The organism is Pseudomonas sp. JV449, assembly GCF_032424295.1.
GTDB classification, from domain to species: Bacteria; Pseudomonadota; Gammaproteobacteria; order Pseudomonadales; family Pseudomonadaceae; genus Aquipseudomonas; species Aquipseudomonas marginalis.
Genome location: NZ_VYKD01000034.1, coordinates 72,156 through 89,282 on the forward strand (window position 1 = coordinate 72,156; position 17,127 = coordinate 89,282).

At 62.3% G+C, this 17,127-nt stretch carries 15 protein-coding genes; 5 read left to right on the plus strand and 10 right to left on the minus strand.

What is annotated here, in order from left to right; genetic code table 11:
• Positions 1-77: 77 nt before the first annotated feature.
• The 9 genes from F6S08_RS29450 to bioB form a co-directional block, all read right to left on the minus strand.
• Entirely contained in the window at positions 78-1,847 is a 1,770-nt protein-coding gene (locus tag F6S08_RS29450) for an acyl-CoA dehydrogenase C-terminal domain-containing protein (protein ID WP_065947467.1), read from the minus strand.
• A gap of 90 nt (positions 1,848-1,937) precedes the next feature.
• The gene (locus F6S08_RS29455) at positions 1,938-3,227 is read right to left on the minus strand and encodes a sensor domain-containing diguanylate cyclase (protein ID WP_065925411.1); all 1,290 of its coding nucleotides are present in this window, start codon (positions 3,225-3,227) and stop codon (positions 1,938-1,940) included.
• A gap of 204 nt (positions 3,228-3,431) precedes the next feature.
• The gene (locus tag F6S08_RS29460) at positions 3,432-5,237 is read right to left on the minus strand and encodes a phenylacyl-CoA dehydrogenase (protein WP_027605944.1); all 1,806 of its coding nucleotides are present in this window, start codon (positions 5,235-5,237) and stop codon (positions 3,432-3,434) included.
• Between the two features lie 252 nt (positions 5,238-5,489).
• Positions 5,490-5,771, minus strand: coding sequence for a pyrroloquinoline quinone biosynthesis protein PqqE (locus F6S08_RS29465; RefSeq protein WP_065925412.1), 282 nt, complete (start codon positions 5,769-5,771; stop codon positions 5,490-5,492).
• A gap of 106 nt (positions 5,772-5,877) precedes the next feature.
• Complete coding sequence (bioD, locus tag F6S08_RS29470) at positions 5,878-6,558, minus strand: dethiobiotin synthase (RefSeq protein WP_065925413.1); 681 nt, start codon at positions 6,556-6,558, stop codon at positions 5,878-5,880.
• A complete protein-coding gene (gene bioC, locus F6S08_RS29475) occupies positions 6,555-7,367 on the minus strand; it encodes a malonyl-ACP O-methyltransferase BioC (RefSeq protein ID WP_065925414.1) in 813 nt (270 codons plus the stop codon). Before bioC ends, bioD begins: the two co-directional genes overlap by 4 nt.
• Positions 7,360-8,091 carry an alpha/beta fold hydrolase gene (locus F6S08_RS29480; RefSeq protein ID WP_065925415.1) on the minus strand — a complete coding sequence of 244 codons (732 nt, stop codon included), beginning with the start codon at positions 8,089-8,091 and terminating at the stop codon, positions 7,360-7,362. Before F6S08_RS29480 ends, bioC begins: the two co-directional genes overlap by 8 nt.
• A complete protein-coding gene (gene bioF / locus F6S08_RS29485) occupies positions 8,084-9,265 on the minus strand; it encodes an 8-amino-7-oxononanoate synthase (protein ID WP_065925416.1) in 1,182 nt (393 codons plus the stop codon). The genes F6S08_RS29480 and bioF overlap by 8 nt, the downstream gene beginning before the upstream one ends.
• Before the next feature lie 46 nt (positions 9,266-9,311).
• Positions 9,312-10,367 (minus strand): biotin synthase BioB, encoded by a 1,056-nt coding sequence (bioB, locus tag F6S08_RS29490; protein WP_065925417.1) that lies wholly within the window; start codon positions 10,365-10,367, stop codon positions 9,312-9,314.
• A 93-nt stretch (positions 10,368-10,460) separates the two neighbouring features.
• Between bioB and F6S08_RS29495 the strand changes: the two genes are divergently transcribed.
• The 5 genes from F6S08_RS29495 (at position 10,461) to rarD (ending at position 16,206) form a co-directional block, all read left to right on the plus strand.
• Positions 10,461-11,198, plus strand: coding sequence for a ComF family protein (locus F6S08_RS29495; protein WP_065925418.1), 738 nt, complete (start codon positions 10,461-10,463; stop codon positions 11,196-11,198).
• Between the two features lie 52 nt (positions 11,199-11,250).
• Positions 11,251-12,015 (plus strand): TOBE domain-containing protein, encoded by a 765-nt coding sequence (locus F6S08_RS29500; RefSeq protein ID WP_065925419.1) that lies wholly within the window; start codon positions 11,251-11,253, stop codon positions 12,013-12,015.
• Between the two features lie 79 nt (positions 12,016-12,094).
• Positions 12,095-13,993 (plus strand): PhoX family protein, encoded by a 1,899-nt coding sequence (locus tag F6S08_RS29505; RefSeq protein ID WP_065947470.1) that lies wholly within the window; start codon positions 12,095-12,097, stop codon positions 13,991-13,993.
• 165 nt (positions 13,994-14,158) lie between these two features.
• Positions 14,159-15,133, plus strand: coding sequence for a serine/threonine protein kinase (locus F6S08_RS29510; RefSeq protein WP_065925421.1), 975 nt, complete (start codon positions 14,159-14,161; stop codon positions 15,131-15,133).
• A gap of 188 nt (positions 15,134-15,321) precedes the next feature.
• Positions 15,322-16,206 carry an EamA family transporter RarD gene (gene rarD, locus F6S08_RS29520; protein ID WP_065925422.1) on the plus strand — a complete coding sequence of 295 codons (885 nt, stop codon included), beginning with the start codon at positions 15,322-15,324 and terminating at the stop codon, positions 16,204-16,206.
• 222 nt (positions 16,207-16,428) lie between these two features.
• Here the strand turns inward: rarD and F6S08_RS29525 are convergent, their stop codons facing one another.
• The gene (locus F6S08_RS29525) at positions 16,429-16,941 is read right to left on the minus strand and encodes a glycine cleavage system protein R (protein ID WP_027605957.1); all 513 of its coding nucleotides are present in this window, start codon (positions 16,939-16,941) and stop codon (positions 16,429-16,431) included.
• Positions 16,942-17,127: the final 186 nt, after the last annotated feature.

Sequence of the window (17,127 nt, forward strand, 5' to 3'; positions counted from 1 at the left end):
TTACAGGCTCCGAGTGTACCCGAACAACTTTTCAGACACATAGGGTCCACTTGTGACTGACTGGTATTTTTAAGTCATCACAGCGCAAACGACTCCGCAGGCAGACTCATCAGGCATTCGCTGCCCGCTTCCACGGCGGCGCGGTGGGTTGCGGTACGTGGCAACAGGCGCTTGAAGTAAAAGTCGCAGGTCGCCAGCTTGGCCTTGGCGAAGTCAGTGTCATCGTGCGCCAGCGCTGCAATGGCCATCCGAAGCCACAGGTAGGCGAGGATGATGTAACCGCTGTACATCAAGTAATCCACCGCCGCTGCGCCCACCTCATCCGGGTTTTTCATCGCGGCCATACCGACCTGGGTAGTCAGCTCGCCCCATTCCTGATTCAGTTGATTAAGCTGCACCACATAGCCCTTGAGCTGCGCATGTTCGGCATTCGCCGCGCAAAACTTATGCACGATTTTGGTAAAGCCGCGCAGCAGCTTGCCCTGGCTGCCCAACACCTTGCGCCCCAGCAGGTCGAGGGCCTGGATGCCGTTGGTGCCTTCGTAGATCGGCGCAATCCGCGCATCGCGCGCCAGTTGTTCCATGCCCCACTCACGAATGTAGCCATGGCCGCCGAATATCTGCATGCCGTGGTTGGTCACCTCCAGCCCGGTGTCGGTCATAAAGGCTTTGCAGATGGGAGTGAGGAACGCCAACAGGTCTTCGGCCTCCTGGCGCTGGCCGGCGTCGCTGCAAAGGTGCGCGGTGTCGAGCAACTGCGCGGTGAAATAGGTCAGTGCGCGGTTGCCTTCGTTGAAGGCTTTCATGGTCAGCAGCATACGGCGCACATCGGGATGCACGATGATCGGGTCGGCGGCTTTCTCCGGGGCCTTGGCGCCGGTCAGCGCGCGCATTTGCAGGCGGTCGTTGGCGTACTTGATCGCGCCCTGGAAGCTCGCCTCGCCATTGCATAGGCCCTGCATGCCGGTGCCCAGGCGGGCGTGGTTCATCATGGTGAACATGCAGTTGAGGCCCTTGTTCGCCTCGCCAATCAAAAAGCCCTTGGCGCCGTCGAAGTTGAGCACGCACGTGGCCGAGGCCTTGATGCCCATCTTGTGCTCGATAGAGCCGCAGTGCACCGCATTGCGCTCAGCCGAATCCACATGGAACTTGGGCACGATAAACAACGAGATACCCTTGGTGCCCGCCGGCGCATCCGGCAGCTTGGCCAGCACCAGATGGATGATATTGGCGCTCATGTCGTGCTCACCGGCCGAGATGAAGATCTTGCTCCCGGTGATCGCGTAGCTGCCATCCGCCTGGGGCACGGCACGGGTCTTGATCAGGCCCAGGTCGGTGCCGCAATGGGCTTCGGTCAGGCACATGGTGCCGGTCCATTCGCCTGCGGTGAGTTTGCTCAGGAACGTGGCCTTCTGCTCTTCGGTGCCGTGGGCGTGGATCGCCGACATCGCGCCGTGGGTCAGGCCCGGATACATGCCCCACGAGGTGTTGCTGGAGCCGATCATCTCGCTGAGCACCAGGCCCAACGATTGCGGCAGGCCCTGGCCGCCGTAGGCCGGGTCTGCCGCCACACCGTGCCAGCCGCCCTCGACGTACTGGGCGAAGGCTTCCTTGAAGCCCTTGGGCGTCGTCACCACGCCGTTGTCGAAATGGCAGCCCTCCTCATCACCACTGCGGTTGAGTGGCGAAAGCACGTTCTCGCAGAATTTGGCACCTTCTTCCAGGATTGCACTGACCATGTCCGGACTGGCGTCCGTGGCGCCCAGGGCAGCGTAGTGGCCGTGGAAATCAAACACGTTGTCGATCAGAAAGCGCATGTCGCGCAGGGGAGCTTTGTACTCAGGCATGGCGATGTCTCCGGCAGCAGATCCTTTCAACCTACTGCCGGCCAGCGCCTCGGACAATCATTGTAGAACCGCTGAATACAGCGCCATCACTCAACCGGCAGCGCTCTGCATGCGCACCGCGCCACGGCGGGTCTGCCCGGCCGCAACCACACAGTTACGCCCCGCGCCCTTGGCGGCGTACAGCGCCTGGTCGGCGGACTTGAGCACTTCTTCCGCCGTGCGCTGGTCGATCTGGCGTTCGGCCACGCCGATGCTGACCGTCACAGACACACTCGACGCGCCGCTGCCCGCCCGGCGTTGACGGCCTTGTTGATCATCCTGGGGCCGGTCCGAATTACGCAGCTTGATGTCATAGTTGGCGACAATCTCGCGGATTTCCTCCAGGTGCGGCATGCACTCATCCAGGGTCTTGCCGGCGAACACCACGGCGAACTCTTCACCGCCGTAGCGGTAGGCACGCCCACCCCCATTGACCTTGGACAACTTGCTCGCGACCAGGCGCAGCACCTGGTCGCCCACATCGTGACCATGGGTGTCATTGAAGCGCTTGAAGTGATCGACGTCGGTCATCGCCAGCACATAGTTGCGCCCCAGCCGCTGCATGCGTTCGTTCAGGGCACGGCGCCCCGGCAGGCCGGTCAGTTCGTCGCGGAACGCCATTTGATAAGCCTCGTGGGCCACGCCGGCGGCGATCATCAGCATGACCTGGCTGCACATGATATTCAGCGTGAACGGCAGGATGAAGGTCTGCGGCAACATCCAGAACATCCCCAGCAAGCCCACCAGTTGCGCTGCATGCAGCGGGCGCGGCTGGTACCAGTATTGCGCCGCCAGGGCGAGGAAGCCGACCAGGAACATCGGGTAAGACAACTGGATCAGGCTCATCCAGGTCCCATGCAGAGCGGGCCAGCGGATCTCCGCCAGCCAGTTCAGCAGTGCCTGGGGATAACTTTGCTCCAGGGCCAGGGCCACGCTGCCGATTGCCAGCAGCACCGCACAACGGGCAACGAAGTCGCGAAACAGGTGGGTCTTCTCCTGCCACAGCGCGTAGATGCTGAACAGCAACGGCAATAACAGGCAACACAGGTGAAACACCACGGCCGCGTCTTCGCGCACGCGGCCATTGTCGCGATAGAAATCGGTCTGGGTATCGAGCAGGAAGTAGGCGATGTACACCGTGATCATCAGGAACAATTCACGCTGACGGCGATAAACCGCGCAGTACGAACCGCCCAGCAACAGCACCAGGGTCGGCAACACATTGAACAGCGAGGTGAAGAAGACGCTGAGGTCCTTGACGTACGCAGCCGAGAGCCCGGCCAGCAACAGCAGCAACGAAGGAAGAAAGTGACTGAAACGTAAAGCAGACACGCGTGACAAGGGTAAAACTCCGACCCGCAAAAAGTAGTGGCACTGTGCCTTGATGCGAACAGTTAAGCACACCCTGCCCGTCATGTATCACATTGCCATCACTGTAACGGCAGCCGGAGAAAATCCCTGAGCGCTGCACTGTGTTTTTTATCCCCCAATGAAAAAACCGCCGCTCCCAAGGGAAGCGACGGTTTCAAATGAACCCGGTAAGGCTTAGTAAGCCAGGCCGAAGTCTTCTTCTTTCATGTCCATCAGGTTACTGGCGCCCGACAGCATGGTGGCCACGTGGGTACGGGTCCGCGGCAGGATGCGCTGGAAGTAGAAGCGCGCGGTTTGCAGCTTGGCGGTGTAGAACGCTTCTTCGCTGGTACCGGCGGCGAGTTTTTCGGCAGCCAGGCGCGCCATGTCGGCCCAGAAGTAAGCCAGGCATGCGTAACCGGAGTACATCAGGTAATCCACCGAAGCGGCCCCCACCTCTTCGCGGTCTTTCATCGCGGCCATGCCGACCTTCATGGTCAACTCGCCCCACTCTTTGTTCAGCGCAGCCAGCGGTGCCACGAATTCCTTGACCGCGTCGTTGCCTTCGTTGGCCTGGCAGAACTTGTGCACGATCTTGGTGAAGCCCTTGAGCGCTTCGCCCTGGGTCATCAGCACTTTACGGCCGAGCAGGTCCAGTGCCTGGATGCCGGTGGTGCCTTCGTACAGCATGGAGATACGGCTGTCGCGAACGTTCTGCTCCATGCCCCACTCGGCGATAAAGCCGTGGCCGCCATAGATCTGCACGCCGTGGTTGGCGGATTCAAAACCGACTTCGGTCATGAACGCCTTGGCAATCGGAGTCATGAATGCCAGCAGGCCGTCGGCCTGTTTCTTGGCCTCGTCGTCGGTGCCGTACTTGACGATGTCCACTTGCTTGGCGGTGAAGTACACCATCGCACGGTTACCTTCGGCGAAGGCTTTCATGGTCAGCAGCATGCGGCGCACGTCAGGGTGCACGATGATCGGGTCAGCGGCCTTTTCCGGCGCTTTCGGGCCAGTCAGGGAACGCATCTGCAAGCGATCGCGGGCGTATTTCAGGCCGCCCTGGAAGCCGATCTCGGCGTGGGCCAGGCCTTGCAGCGCGGTGCCCAGGCGAGCGGTGTTCATAAAGGTGAACATGCAGTTCAGGCCTTTGTTCGCCGGGCCGATCAGGAAACCGGTGGCCGCATCGAAGTTCATCACACAGGTGGCGTTACCGTGGATACCCATCTTGTGTTCCAGGGAACCACAGCTCACGGCGTTGCGCGCACCGATCGAGCCGTCGGCGTTGGGCAGGAACTTGGGCACGATGAACAGCGAGATGCCTTTGGTACCCGCCGGTGCGTCCGGCAGGCGGGCCAGCACGATGTGGACGATGTTGTCGGCCATGTCGTGTTCACCGGCCGAGATGAAGATCTTGGTACCGGAGACTTTGTAGGAACCATCGGCCTGAGGCTCGGCCTTGGTGCGCAGCATGCCCAGGTCGGTACCGCAGTGTGGCTCGGTCAGGCACATGGTGCCGGTCCACTCGCCCGACACCAGCTTGGTCAGGTAAGCCTCTTGCTGCTCGGGGGTGCCATGCTCGGAAATGGTGTTCATCGCACCATGGGACAGGCCCGGGTACATGCCCCACGACCAGTTGGCTTCGCCGACCATTTCGCTCACGGCCAGGCCCAGGGATTCCGGCAGGCCTTGGCCACCGTGCTCCACGTCGTGGGCCAGGCTTGGCCAGCCGCCTTCGACGAATTGTTTGTAGGCTTCTTTGAACCCAGCAGGGGTTTTAACGCCAGACTCACTCCAGGTGCACCCTTCGATGTCTCCCACGCGGTTCAACGGTGCCAGCACTTGCTCACAAAACTTGGCGCCTTCTTCGAGAATGGCGTCAACCATGTCCGGGGTAGCGTCCTGGCAAGCCGGCAGGCTTTGATAGTGCGCTTCATAGCCGAGCAGTTCGTCACGAACGAAGCGAATATCACGCAAGGGGGCCTTGTAGTCAGGCATAGCGATAAACCTCTGCTGATGTATCTGGAATGAACAACCGCGTGGATTTGTTATGGCGGTCAAACAGGTGTTTGAAACATACGTTTACGACCTGGGGATGTCAAGCGTCGTCCAGACACCGTTTGTCATGACGCGGGTCAATGGCAGGCATGGCGAGGCCTGCGGCGGGTTGCCACAAGGTGTTCAGAAGAAAATGGAGGATTGCGCAAAGGCGACCAGCCCCAGGAAGAAGCCGGTCGTACGAAAGAGGGGTTAAGCGAAGGTGTCGATCAGGGTACCGAGCATTTCGTCTGAAGCCTTGGCGACCTTGGCGCCCAACTCCACTTGAAACTTGCCTTGGGCCATTTCAACCATATTGCTCGCCGAGTTCGTCGGCTGGGCGCGGTCATTGGCTTGCAACCGGTCGCGCTGTGCGTCCGACGGCTGGGTGGTCGCGGCGCTGGCAATCCTGCCGGCGGCCTGGTCGACACGGCTCTGCCCGGCCTGAATGGTGCTCAGCCCCGAGTAAAACGCGCTGCTGCCAGAGATGTCCATGGCTTCAACCTGCCTTTAGAGAATCGTGAAGTTGAATTGAAGCAGACATACTGGCAAAAAGCCCGTTAAAAACACTAATGGCATAATGCCTTGCCGATAGCCAGAATCAGTCAAGCAGGTCCAGTTGCAGGTACTCAGCTACCGCCTCGGCGCCGGCGTGCTTGAGCTTGGGCACTCGTCCAAGGCATGGCGCGGGCAAACGCTCGGCCAGGGTGGCGAGGTTTTCTTCCAGACGAGAGGTCTTGGGGTCGATGATATTCGCCACCCAACCGGCCAAGGGCAAACCGTCCCGGGCGATGGCTTCGGCGGTGAGCAAGGCATGGCTGATGCATCCCAGGCGCACGCCCACCACCAGGATCACCGGCAGTTGCAGCGCCATGGCCAGGTCCGACAGGTTGTCCTGGTCAGCCAACGGCACACGCCAACCGCCTGCGCCTTCGATGAGGGTGAAATCCGCCTGACGCGCCAGAATCTGCTGCATGGGTTTCAACAACGACTGCACCGTCAGCGCGACGCCGGCCTCCCGCGCGGCCAGATGGGGCGCGATGGCGGGTTCGAACGCCACCGGGTTGACCTCGGCATAACTCAACGGCAATGAACATTCGGCCAGCAGCGCCAGGGCATCGGCGTTGCGCAAGCCCTTGGCCGTGACCTGGCAGCCGGAAGCCACGGGTTTTCCCGCGGCAGTACTTTTGCCGGCTAGCCGAGCGGCGTGCAACAGGCCGGCGGCGATAGTGGTCTTGCCGACATCCGTATCGGTGCCGGTGATGAAATAGGCGGCGCTCATAGGGGCTTCTCCAGGACGGCGTACACCACTTGATAAGTGGCCGGCAGTCCCTCGGCCTGACGGAACTGCTCGTAGGCGTCTACCAGTGCAACAATCCGCGCACGGCCCGTCAACCCTCCCGGGCGGCCCGGATTGAGATTGTGCGCACCGAGCGCCTTGAGCTCATGGGTCAGGCTGCGCACATCCGGATAATGCAGCACATGGGCACGTCGCTCCAGGCTGACCACGCGCAAACCGCTGGCCGCGCACAACTGCTGGTACGCCTCGAAAGTGCGGAAGCGATTGACGTGCACCAGGCCATCCGCCGCCCGCCAGCTTTCGCGCAACTCATCCAGCGTCCCGACGCACAAACTGGCGAACGCCAGCACGCCACCCGGCTGCAGCACGCGATAGGCCTCGCTGAGCACCGCCTCGAAGTTCGCACACCACTGCACCGCCAGGCTGGAGAAGAGCAGCTCGAAGCTCTCGGCTTTCAGCGGCAAGCGTTCTGCATCACCCGCGACAAAATGATGTGCGCCACCCAAAGGCCGGGCATGGTTAAGCATGCCCTCGGCAATATCCAGCGCCACACCTTGGCTGGCGGGCAACAACTCGCCCAGCACACGGCTGAAATAACCCGTGCCGCAGCCCATATCCAGCCAGTGCCGTGGCGCACACGCTGATGGCAGCCGGGCCAGCAGCCCATGCCCTACGGCGCGCTGCAACTCGGCGACGCTGTCGTAACTGGCCGCCGCACGGGAAAACGACGCCGCCACCTGACGTTTGTCCGGCAAGGCGCCCGGCAGGGAGGGATGGGATAAATCAGTCATCGACGCACTCATGCAAAAAAGCCTGGATGGCCCCCGCCACACCGTGGGGGTCTTCCAGAAGAAAAGCGTGACCAGCCTGTTCAATCAGGCCGATTTCCACATCCGGCAGCAGCCTCAGCAGGTCGCTGGCGGCTTCGGCGGGCACCAATCCGTCCATGCCGGCGAACAGGTGCAACTGTGGGCCGCGATAAGCCAGCAAGGCTTCGCGGGTATCCAGTTGGGCCAGCAGTTCCAGACCGGGCATCAACACGCTGGACGCTGAATGCGGCGCGCCACTGACCAGCAGGCGCGACAGCCCCCGCGGGTCCTCGGCGCCCTTGGCGCACAACAGGCCGAAGCGCTTGAGGGTGACTTGGGAGTCGGCATGGCAGCCGGCCAGGAACGCATCGAAGGTCGCGGCGGGCATCCCATGGGGCCAGCCGTCGTGTGCGACGAAGCACGGGTTGCTCGCCAGGGTCAGCAAGCCGCAGCAACGCTCGCCGCGCCGCGCCGCCAGTTCGGCAGCGAGCATGCCGCCCAGGGACCAGCCGCCCAGCCAGGCGTTGTCGGGCAGGGTAGCGTCGAGTTCGTCGAGCCATTCATCGAGGTCGCTGGAAGCAAGCGCCGGCAATGGCTCGACCTGCACCTGCAGGTGTGCGTCCAGGCCACGCAAGGCGGCGGCCAAAGGCTCCAGCGGCGATACGCCGAGACCCCAGCCGGGCAGCAGGATCAGTCGATCACGCATGGTCGGGCTCCGTGGCACCAGACAAGCGGAAACACTCTTCCAATGCGTTTAACAATAGCTGTACCTGCGCCTCGCTGTGGGCTGCGGTCAAGGTCACGCGCAAACGCGCGCTGCCGGCGGGTACGGTGGGCGGGCGGATCGCCGTGACCATCAGGCCCCGCTCACGCAGCATCTGCGACAGGCGCACGGCCTTGGCACTGTCGCCGATCAGGATCGGCTGGATCGGTGTAAAGCTGTCCATCAAGTCCAGGCCAAGCTGCTCGGCGCCCTGGCGAAACTGACGAATCAGGCGGTCGAGGTGCTCGCGCCGCCAATGTTCGGTGCGTAGCAGCTCCAGGCTTTTCAGGGTGGCGCAGGCCAGCGCCGGCGGTTGGCTGGTGGTGTAGATATACGGCCGGGCAAACTGGATCAGGCTTTCGATCAGGTCCTCACTGCCCGCGACAAACGCGCCCGCCGTGCCGAACGCTTTGCCCAGGGTGCCGACCAATACCGGCACGTCGTCCTGGCTCAAGCCGAAATGCTCGACGATCCCGCCGCCATTAGCGCCGAGCGGACCAAAGCCATGGGCATCATCCACCATCAACCAGGCGCCTTTGGCCCTGGCTGCACGGGCCAGTGCCGGCAGGTCGGCCAGGTCGCCGTCCATGCTGAACACACCATCGGTGACCACCAGCGTATTACCGGTGGCTTTCTCCAGGCGCTTGGCCAGGCTGATCGCGTCGTTGTGCAGGTAGCGATTGAAGCGCGCACCGGACAGCAAGCCGGCATCCAGCAGCGAGGCATGGTTGAGACGGTCTTCCAGCACCGTATCGCCCTGCCCCACCAACGCCGTGACCGCACCGAGGTTGGCCATGTAGCCGGTGGTAAACAGCAGCGCACGCGGGCGGCCAGTGAGATCGGCCAGCGCCTCCTCCAGTTCATGGTGCGGCGTGGAATGGCCCACCACCAAGTGCGAGGCACCGCCGCCCACGCCCCAATGGGACGCCCCGGCGCGCCAGGCCTCGATCACTTGCGGGTGATTGGCCAGGCCCAGGTAATCGTTATTGCAGAATGCCAGGAGGGGTTGACCGTCAACCACCACCGCCGGGCCTTGGGGGCTCTGGAGCAGCGGGCGTTGACGGTAAAGGTGTTCGGCACGGCGGGCAGCGAGGCGCGCGGAGAGATCAAAAGACATGCAGGCCTCGGGGTGGCAGGTGCAACTCGGTCAAAACATATGGGAATCAAACAACGGCGTTATAGAACTGCTCGCTGCTCTTCTGCTCCACCAACGCCTGTTCGATGGCCGCCTGGTGCACTTCATCCGCATGCTCTTCACGGGCTTCCGGCAGGATGCCCAGGCGCGAGAACAGTTGCATGTCCTTGTCGGCCTGAGGGTTGGCGGTGGTCAGCAGTTTGTCGCCGTAGAAGATCGAGTTGGCACCGGCAAAGAACGCCAGGGCCTGCATCTGCTCGTTCATCGCTTCGCGCCCCGCCGACAGGCGCACATGGGATTGCGGCATCAGGATGCGCGCCACGGCCAGCATGCGGATGAAATCGAACGGGTCGATGTCCTCGGCATTTTCCAACGGTGTGCCGGCGACTTTCACCAGCATGTTGATCGGCACCGACTCCGGATGCTCCGGCAGGTTGGCCAACTGGATCAGCAGGTTGGCGCGGTCATCAAGGGACTCGCCCATGCCAAGGATGCCGCCGGAGCAGATCTTCATCCCCGACTCACGCACATAGGCCAGGGTTTGCAGGCGCTCGCTGTAGGTACGGGTGGTGATGATACTGCCGTAGAACTCCGGCGACGTATCCAGGTTGTGGTTGTAGTAATCCAGGCCGGCCTGGGCCAGGGCTGCCGTCTGGTCCTGGTCGAGACGGCCGAGGGTCATGCAGGTTTCCAGGCCCATGGCCTTCACGCCTTTGACCATCTGCAGCACATAAGGCATGTCTTTGGCCGACGGGTGTTTCCAGGCGGCGCCCATGCAGAAACGGGTCGAACCGATGGCCTTGGCGCGAGCGGCCTCTTCGAGGACCTTCTGCACCTCCATCAGCTTTTCTTTTTCCAGGCCCGTGTTGTAGTGGCCCGACTGCGGACAATATTTGCAATCTTCCGGGCAGGCACCGGTCTTGATCGACAGCAGGGTCGACACCTGTACACGGTTGGCATCGAAATGCGCGCGGTGCACGGTCTGCGCCTGGAACAACAGGTCATTGAACGGCTGCACGAACAACGCTTTGACTTCGGCTAAGGACCAATCGTGACGCAAGGTGGCGGTGGTGCTGGCGCTCATGGGCGATTCCTTGATTATGCTTTGGCAAGCGCTGCGGGAAGGGGCAATACCCACAGACACGACACGGATGCTCGGCATATTTAAGGAAGATTCATGCACTGTCAACCAAGCTACAAACACGAAGTTTACATCTGGTCAAAAAACATACAGACATGTTTAATCTGCGACGAGACGACTGAAACCGCCGACTGTGTCTGCAACGTCTGCGAAACCGAGCTGCCCTGGCTGATGGAGCATTGCGAAATCTGCGCCCTGCCTTTGGCGATGGACGGCCTGGTCTGCGGCCAGTGCCTGAGACAACCGCCCGCCTTTAAACACGTGATCGCCCCCTGGACCTACAGCTTTCCGGTGGACACCCTGATCAGTCGCTTCAAGCACCAGGCACGCTGGCCCCTCGGGCATATGCTGGGGCGCTTGCTGGGGCACTACTTGCAACATCGCTTCGACAACCACTCACTCACCCGCCCGGACATGCTGCTGCCAGTGCCCATGGCCCGCAGGCGCCTGCGTGAACGGGGCTATAACCAGGCGCTGATGCTGGCGCGCTGGCTCAGCGTCGACCTCGACCTCCCCCACGATGAACATCTATTGCTACGCCCTTATGAAACCGTCGCGCAGCAAGCCCTCGACGCCAAGACGCGCAAGCGCAACCTGCTCAACGCCTTCGCCCTGGCCCCGGGTGCCGAGGTGCGCGGCCGCCACCTGGCACTGGTGGACGACGTGCTCACCACCGGCGCCACCGCCCACAGCCTGGCGCGGTTATTGATCAACGCCGGCGCGCGACAGGTAGACGTGTACTGCCTGGCCCGCACGCCAAAGCCTGGCACTTGACTCTCATGCCTCGCGGCCGCAACGTCCGCTCATCCCACCACAGCGAATGCCCATGTCCCTACCGACGCTGCTCAGCCAACATATTGTCCGCCGCCCCCAGCGTATCGCCCTGCTGGGGCATATCGCCGAGCAGGGCTCCATCACCCGCGCCGCCAAAAGTGCGGGCTTGAGCTACAAGGCCGCCTGGGACGCCATCGACGAGCTGAACAACCTGGCGCAAAAACCCTTGGTCGAACGCAGTGTCGGCGGCAAGGGCGGCGGCGGCGCCAAACTCACGGCCGAGGGTGAACGGGTGTTGCGCCTCTACCAGCGCCTGCAAGTGTTGCAGGCCGAAGTGCTCGGCTCGGACGAGGCCGCCAGCGACTTCAACCTGCTCGGCCGCTTGATGCTGCGCACCAGCGCCCGTAACCAGTTGCATGGTCAGGTCATTGCGATTGAACAGCGTGGCCGCAACGACCTGATTCACTTGCAGCTCGCCGGAGGGCTGACCCTGGCGGCGCAAATCACCCATGACAGTACGCAACGGCTGGAGCTGGAAGTCGGCGTGGAAGTCGTTGCGCTGATCAAGGCCGGCTGGCTGGAATTGCTGGCGCCCGACAAACCTGCAACACCTGGACACAATTGCATGAGCGGGACCGTAGACGCGATTCTCGCCGCCGAGGACGGCCCCAGCGAAGTGCGCATCGCCCTGCCCAATGGCCAGGTTTTATGCGCCTTGGCGCAGCCCGCCGCGCTCGAGGCCCTGGGCGCCGCCGCTGGCAGGACGCTCCAAGTGCAATTTGCCGCCAGCAATGTGCTGCTCGGCACGCCGGTCTGAGCCGAGTAGCTCTTCAAACTGCAACAATTTCGTCACGCCCGCTCCTTATGGTGTCTGCAAAAACCGCAGGGAGCCTGACATGAACCTATTAGAAGAAAACCAAGCCACCGACCTCGAACAGATGGTCGGCCTCACCCGCCGCCGCTTCATCGGTGCCGGCGCCCTGTGCGGTGCCGCGATGTTCCTCGGTGGCAACCTGCTGAGCCGCAGCGCCCTGGCCGTCAACGCCGCCTCCGCCAGCCCGCTGCTGGGCTTTACCAGCATCGCTGCGGCCACCAGCGACACCATCACCCTGCCGCCGGGCTACAGCGCTTCGGTGCTGATCAGCTGGGGCCAGCCGCTGCACAAGAGCGCGCCGGCCTTCGACCCGTCCGGCAACGGCACCGCCAAAGCCCAGGAACAACAGTTCGGCGACAACAACGACGGCATGAGCCTGTTCGCCTTCCCCGGCGACGACAACCGCGCGCTGATGGCAATCAACAACGAATACACCAACTACCGCTACCTCTTCGCCCACGGCGGCGCGCCGCAATCGGCCGAAGACGTGCACAAGGCCCAGGCCAGTGAAGGTGTGTCGGTGATCGAAGTGCGGCGCAAGGGCGATACCTGGCAGTTCGTCCAGGACTCGCGCTACAACCGGCGCATCCACGGCAACTCGCCGATCCGCCTGAGCGGCCCCGCCGCCGGCCACGAATGGTTGAAAACCAGCGCCGACAAGTCCGGCAAAAAAGCCCTCGGCACCTTCCAGAACTGCGCCAACGGCCAGACCCCATGGGGCACTTACCTGACCTGCGAAGAGAACTTCACCGACTGCTTTGGCAGCAGCAACCCCCAGCAAGCGTTCGATGCCGGGCAGAAACGCTACGGCGTGGTGGCCGCCAGCAAAGAGATCAACTGGCACCTGCACGACCCGCGCTTCGACCTGGCCAAGAACCCCAATGAACTCAACCGCCACGGCTGGGTCGTGGAAATCGACCCGTTCGACCCGCAATCCACCCCGGCAAAACGCACCGCCCTGGGCCGCTTCAAGCACGAGAACGCCGCCCTGGCGCAAACCCGTGACGGCCGCGCCGTGGTGTACATGGGCGACGACGAGCGCGGCGAGTTCATCTACAAGTTCGTCAGCCGCGACAAGATCAACCACAAGAGCCCCAAGGCCAACAAAGACCTGCTCGACCACGGCACCTTGTACGTGGCTATCTTCGATGCGGGCGATGGCAACGCCGATCATCCGAAGGGCAAAGGGCAATGGGTCGAGCTGACCCATGGCAAAAACGGCATCGACGCCAGCACCGGCTTCGCCAGCCAGGCCGAAGTGCTGATCCACGCGCGCCTGGCCGCCAGTGTGGTCAAAGCCACGCGCATGGACCGCCCGGAATGGATCGTGGTCAGCCCCACCGACGGCCAGGTCTACTGCACCCTGACCAACAACGCCAAGCGCGGCGAAGACGGCCAACCGGTGGGCGGGCCCAACCCGCGTGAGAAAAACGTCTACGGCCAGATCCTGCGCTGGAAGGCCAACGCCGATGACCATGGCGCCGCGGACTTCAGCTGGGACCTGTTTGTGGTGGCCGGCAACCCTGGCGTGCACGCCGGCAAGCCCAAGGGCGGATCGTCCAACATCAACCCGCAGAACATGTTCAACAGCCCCGATGGCCTGGGTTTCGACAAGGCCGGGCGCCTGTGGATCCTCACCGACGGCGACTACAGCAACGCGGGCGACTTCGCCGGCATGGGCAATAACCAGATGCTCTGCGCCGACCCGGCGACCGGCGAAATCCGCCGCTTCATGGTTGGGCCGGTGGCCTGTGAAGTGACGGGGATCAGCTTTTCGCCGGATCAGAAAACCCTGTTTGTGGGGATCCAGCACCCGGGTGAAACCGGGGGTTCGACCTGGCCGGAGCATCTGCCGAATGGCAAGCCGCGCTCCTCGGTGATGGCGATTCGGCGGGATGATGGCGGGATTGTCGGTGCCTGATAGACCGCCCCACTGTAGGAGCGGGCTTGCCCGCGAAGATCGTCAGCGATAACGCAGCGGAACCTGACACTCCACTGCGCGCTCAGGTTTTTCGCGAGCAAGCTCGCTCCTACAGCGGTACCATACTCGGCCGGAAGCGGCGCCCTGCTGCCCGCAGGAGTTCCCATGGCCCATCCGTTTGAAACCCTCACCCCTGATCTGGTGCTCGATGCCGTCGAAAGCATCGGTTTCCTCAGCGATGCTCGCGTCCTGGCGCTCAACAGCTACGAAAACCGCGTGTATCAGGTGGGCATCGAAGACTCAGAGCCGCTGATCGCCAAGTTCTATCGCCCCCAGCGCTGGACCAACGACGCGATCCTTGAAGAACACCGCTTCACCTTCGAACTGGCCGAATGCGAAGTGCCGGTCGTCGCGCCGATGATTCATAACGGCAAAAGCCTGTTCGAACACGAAGGTTTCCGCTTCACCCTGTTCCCCCGCCGTGGCGGCCGTGCGCCGGAGCCGGGCAACCTTGACCAGCTGTATCGTCTGGGTCAGCTACTCGGCCGTTTGCACGCCGTGGGGTCTACCCGCCCGTTCGAACACCGCGAAGCCTTGGGTGTGAAGAACTTCGGCCACGACTCCCTCACTACCCTGCTCGAAGGCAATTTCATTCCCAAGAGCCTGCTGCCAGCCTACGAGTCCGTGGCCCGCGACCTGCTCAAGCGCGTGGAAGAGGTGTACAAAGCCACGCCGCACAAGAACATCCGCATGCACGGCGATTGCCACCCCGGCAACATGATGTGCCGCGATGAGATGTTCCACATCGTCGACCTCGACGACTGCCGCATGGGCCCGGCGGTGCAGGACTTATGGATGATGCTCGCCGGTGATCGCCAGGAATGCCTGGGCCAGCTGTCGGAACTGATGGACGGCTACCAGGAATTCCACGACTTCGACCCGCGTGAACTGGCGCTGATCGAGCCGCTGCGCGCGTTGCGCCTGATGCACTACAGCGCGTGGCTGGCACGGCGCTGGGATGACCCGGCGTTCCCCCACAGCTTCCCGTGGTTCGGCAGCGAGCGGTATTGGGGCGACCAGGTGCTGGCGCTGCGCGAGCAACTCTCAGCGCTCAACGAAGAACCCCTCAAACTCTTCTGAAATCGCCGCTCGCTCCTGTAGGAGCGAGCTTGCTCGCGAAAACCCTGAGGGCGCCGCGTGCAGTCAGGATGCCCGCGTTATCGTTAACGATCTTCGCGAGCAAGCTCGCTCCTACAGAAGGGTAATCCCATTGGTTGACAAATATCCTTACAATCGCGCTTTGTTAGCTGCCTAAGCAAGGATTACGCATGCAAGCCGCCAACCCCCGCAAGGGGTACATCCTGGGCCTGAGCGCCTATGTCATCTGGGGTCTGTTCCCGCTCTACTTCAAAGCCATCGCCAGTGTGCCCGCCGCCGAAATCATCGTGCACCGGGTGCTGTGGTCGGCGCTGTTCGGTGGTTTGCTGCTGATGGTGTGGAAGCACCCCGGCTGGTTTCGCGAACTGCGCGACAACCCCCAGCGCCTGGCAATCCTGGCCCTCAGCGGTTCGTTGATCGCCGGTAACTGGCTGACCTATGTGTGGTCGGTGAACAGCGGGCGAATGCTTGAAGCCAGCCTGGGTTACTACATCAACCCACTGGTGAATGTGCTGCTGGGCATGCTGCTCCTCGGCGAACGCCTGCGTCGCCTGCAATGGGTGGCCGTGGGGCTGGCCGCGGTGGGTGTGGCGCAACAGGTCTGGCAGGTGGGCAGCTTGCCGTGGGTATCGTTGGTACTGGCGCTGACCTTCGGTTTCTACGGCCTGATCCGCAAGCAGGCGCCGGTCAAGGCGCTGCCGGGGCTGGTGGTGGAGACCTGGATGCTGGTGCCGATTGCGGTGGCCTGGTTGTTGTTCAACCCGTCGGCCCACAGTGCGCAACTGGCGTTCTGGAGCACATCCGAAGCCTGGTGGCTGGTGGCGGCCGGTCCGGTGACGTTGATCCCGTTGGTGTGCTTCAACGCCGCCGCACGGCATTTGCCTTACACCGCCTTGGGCTTTTTACAGTATGTGGCACCGACCCTGGTGTTGCTGGAAGCGGTGCTGCTGTTCGGTGAGCACCTGGCATCGAGCACGCTGATCGCCTTTGCCTTTATCTGGGCCGGGCTGGTGGTCTACAGCGTCGACGCCTGGTTGAGCGTGCGCAAACGCTGATCAAATAACGTACAAACCTCTGCAAGCCCCAGCCGGCCTGGCTTGCAGAGATCCACCCCAAGGTTACCCACAACCTGGTCCCCGTCATTTGTGCACAAGCCCTTGAAACTGCTCGTTTTTTGCTCAGCTGGCGGAGAAGCCCGGTGGACGTGGCCTGGCGCCGGGTCTCTACAGGTTATCCACAGGTCCATGCAAGATTTCCATGCATAACCTTGAGGGTGGTTATTCCTCGCTGTGCAGTTCCACCATCAGATCATCCGCCAGGGTTTCCAGGGACTCCTGCAACGCCTCCAAGGACAAGCTCGATGGCACCTGCAACAACGCCTCGGCGCTGAACAGCGGATCACCGCTCATCGGTGCCGGGCGTACATCGGTGCTCAAGCGCTCCAGGTTGACACCCTGTTTGCTCAACAGCGCCGTGATCTCGCGCACGATGCCCGAACGGTCGTTGCCCAGCAGCGTCATCACAATCGACTTGGACGCCGATGCCTGGCCACTGCTGCCCTCGCCCACCAGCACGCGAATACCGTGTGTGGATAAATCCTCCAAAGCCCCCACCAAGGCCTGACGACTCTCGGCAGGCACGCTGACCCGCAGGATCCCGGCGAACTGCCCGGCCATATGCGCCATTCGGCTTTCCAGCCAATTGCCGCCGTGGGCCGCAATGTTCTGCGCGATGCGTTCCACCAGGCCGGGTTTGTCGGCGGCGATAATAGTGAGTACAAGATGGTCCATGGCGAAGCCCTCTGAATTCAATCTACAAGGTGGACCCGGGGGCCCGCGAAAACAAATCGTGTACCATTTTTATTTTTATCTGGAACAATCCAATAGTTTTTTGAGAACATCCGGTTCTCCGCTGTGACCGTACGACCAAAGTGGGTCGCTAAACGACGTATTTAGTCTAATTTTCACAACCGCAAG

Excerpts from the sequence above, each read along its gene's own strand:
- F6S08_RS29450 (WP_065947467.1), bottom strand. The coding sequence starts at position 1,847 with ATGCCTGAGTACAAAGCTCCCCTGCGCGACATGCGCTTTCTGATCGAC.
- F6S08_RS29460 (WP_027605944.1), bottom strand. The coding sequence starts at position 5,237 with ATGCCTGACTACAAGGCCCCCTTGCGTGATATTCGCTTCGTTCGTGAC.
- F6S08_RS29465 (WP_065925412.1), bottom strand. The coding sequence starts at position 5,771 with ATGGACATCTCTGGCAGCAGCGCGTTTTACTCGGGGCTGAGCACCATT.
- bioD (WP_065925413.1), bottom strand. The coding sequence starts at position 6,558 with ATGAGCGCCGCCTATTTCATCACCGGCACCGATACGGATGTCGGCAAG.
- bioC (WP_065925414.1), bottom strand. The coding sequence starts at position 7,367 with ATGACTGATTTATCCCATCCCTCCCTGCCGGGCGCCTTGCCGGACAAA.
- F6S08_RS29480 (WP_065925415.1), bottom strand. The coding sequence starts at position 8,091 with ATGCGTGATCGACTGATCCTGCTGCCCGGCTGGGGTCTCGGCGTATCG.
- bioF (WP_065925416.1), bottom strand. The coding sequence starts at position 9,265 with ATGTCTTTTGATCTCTCCGCGCGCCTCGCTGCCCGCCGTGCCGAACAC.
- bioB (WP_065925417.1), bottom strand. The coding sequence starts at position 10,367 with ATGAGCGCCAGCACCACCGCCACCTTGCGTCACGATTGGTCCTTAGCC.
- F6S08_RS29495 (WP_065925418.1), top strand. The coding sequence starts at position 10,461 with ATGCACTGTCAACCAAGCTACAAACACGAAGTTTACATCTGGTCAAAA.
- F6S08_RS29500 (WP_065925419.1), top strand. The coding sequence starts at position 11,251 with ATGTCCCTACCGACGCTGCTCAGCCAACATATTGTCCGCCGCCCCCAG.
- F6S08_RS29505 (WP_065947470.1), top strand. The coding sequence starts at position 12,095 with ATGAACCTATTAGAAGAAAACCAAGCCACCGACCTCGAACAGATGGTC.
- F6S08_RS29510 (WP_065925421.1), top strand. The coding sequence starts at position 14,159 with ATGGCCCATCCGTTTGAAACCCTCACCCCTGATCTGGTGCTCGATGCC.
- rarD (WP_065925422.1), top strand. The coding sequence starts at position 15,322 with ATGCAAGCCGCCAACCCCCGCAAGGGGTACATCCTGGGCCTGAGCGCC.
- F6S08_RS29525 (WP_027605957.1), bottom strand. The coding sequence starts at position 16,941 with ATGGACCATCTTGTACTCACTATTATCGCCGCCGACAAACCCGGCCTG.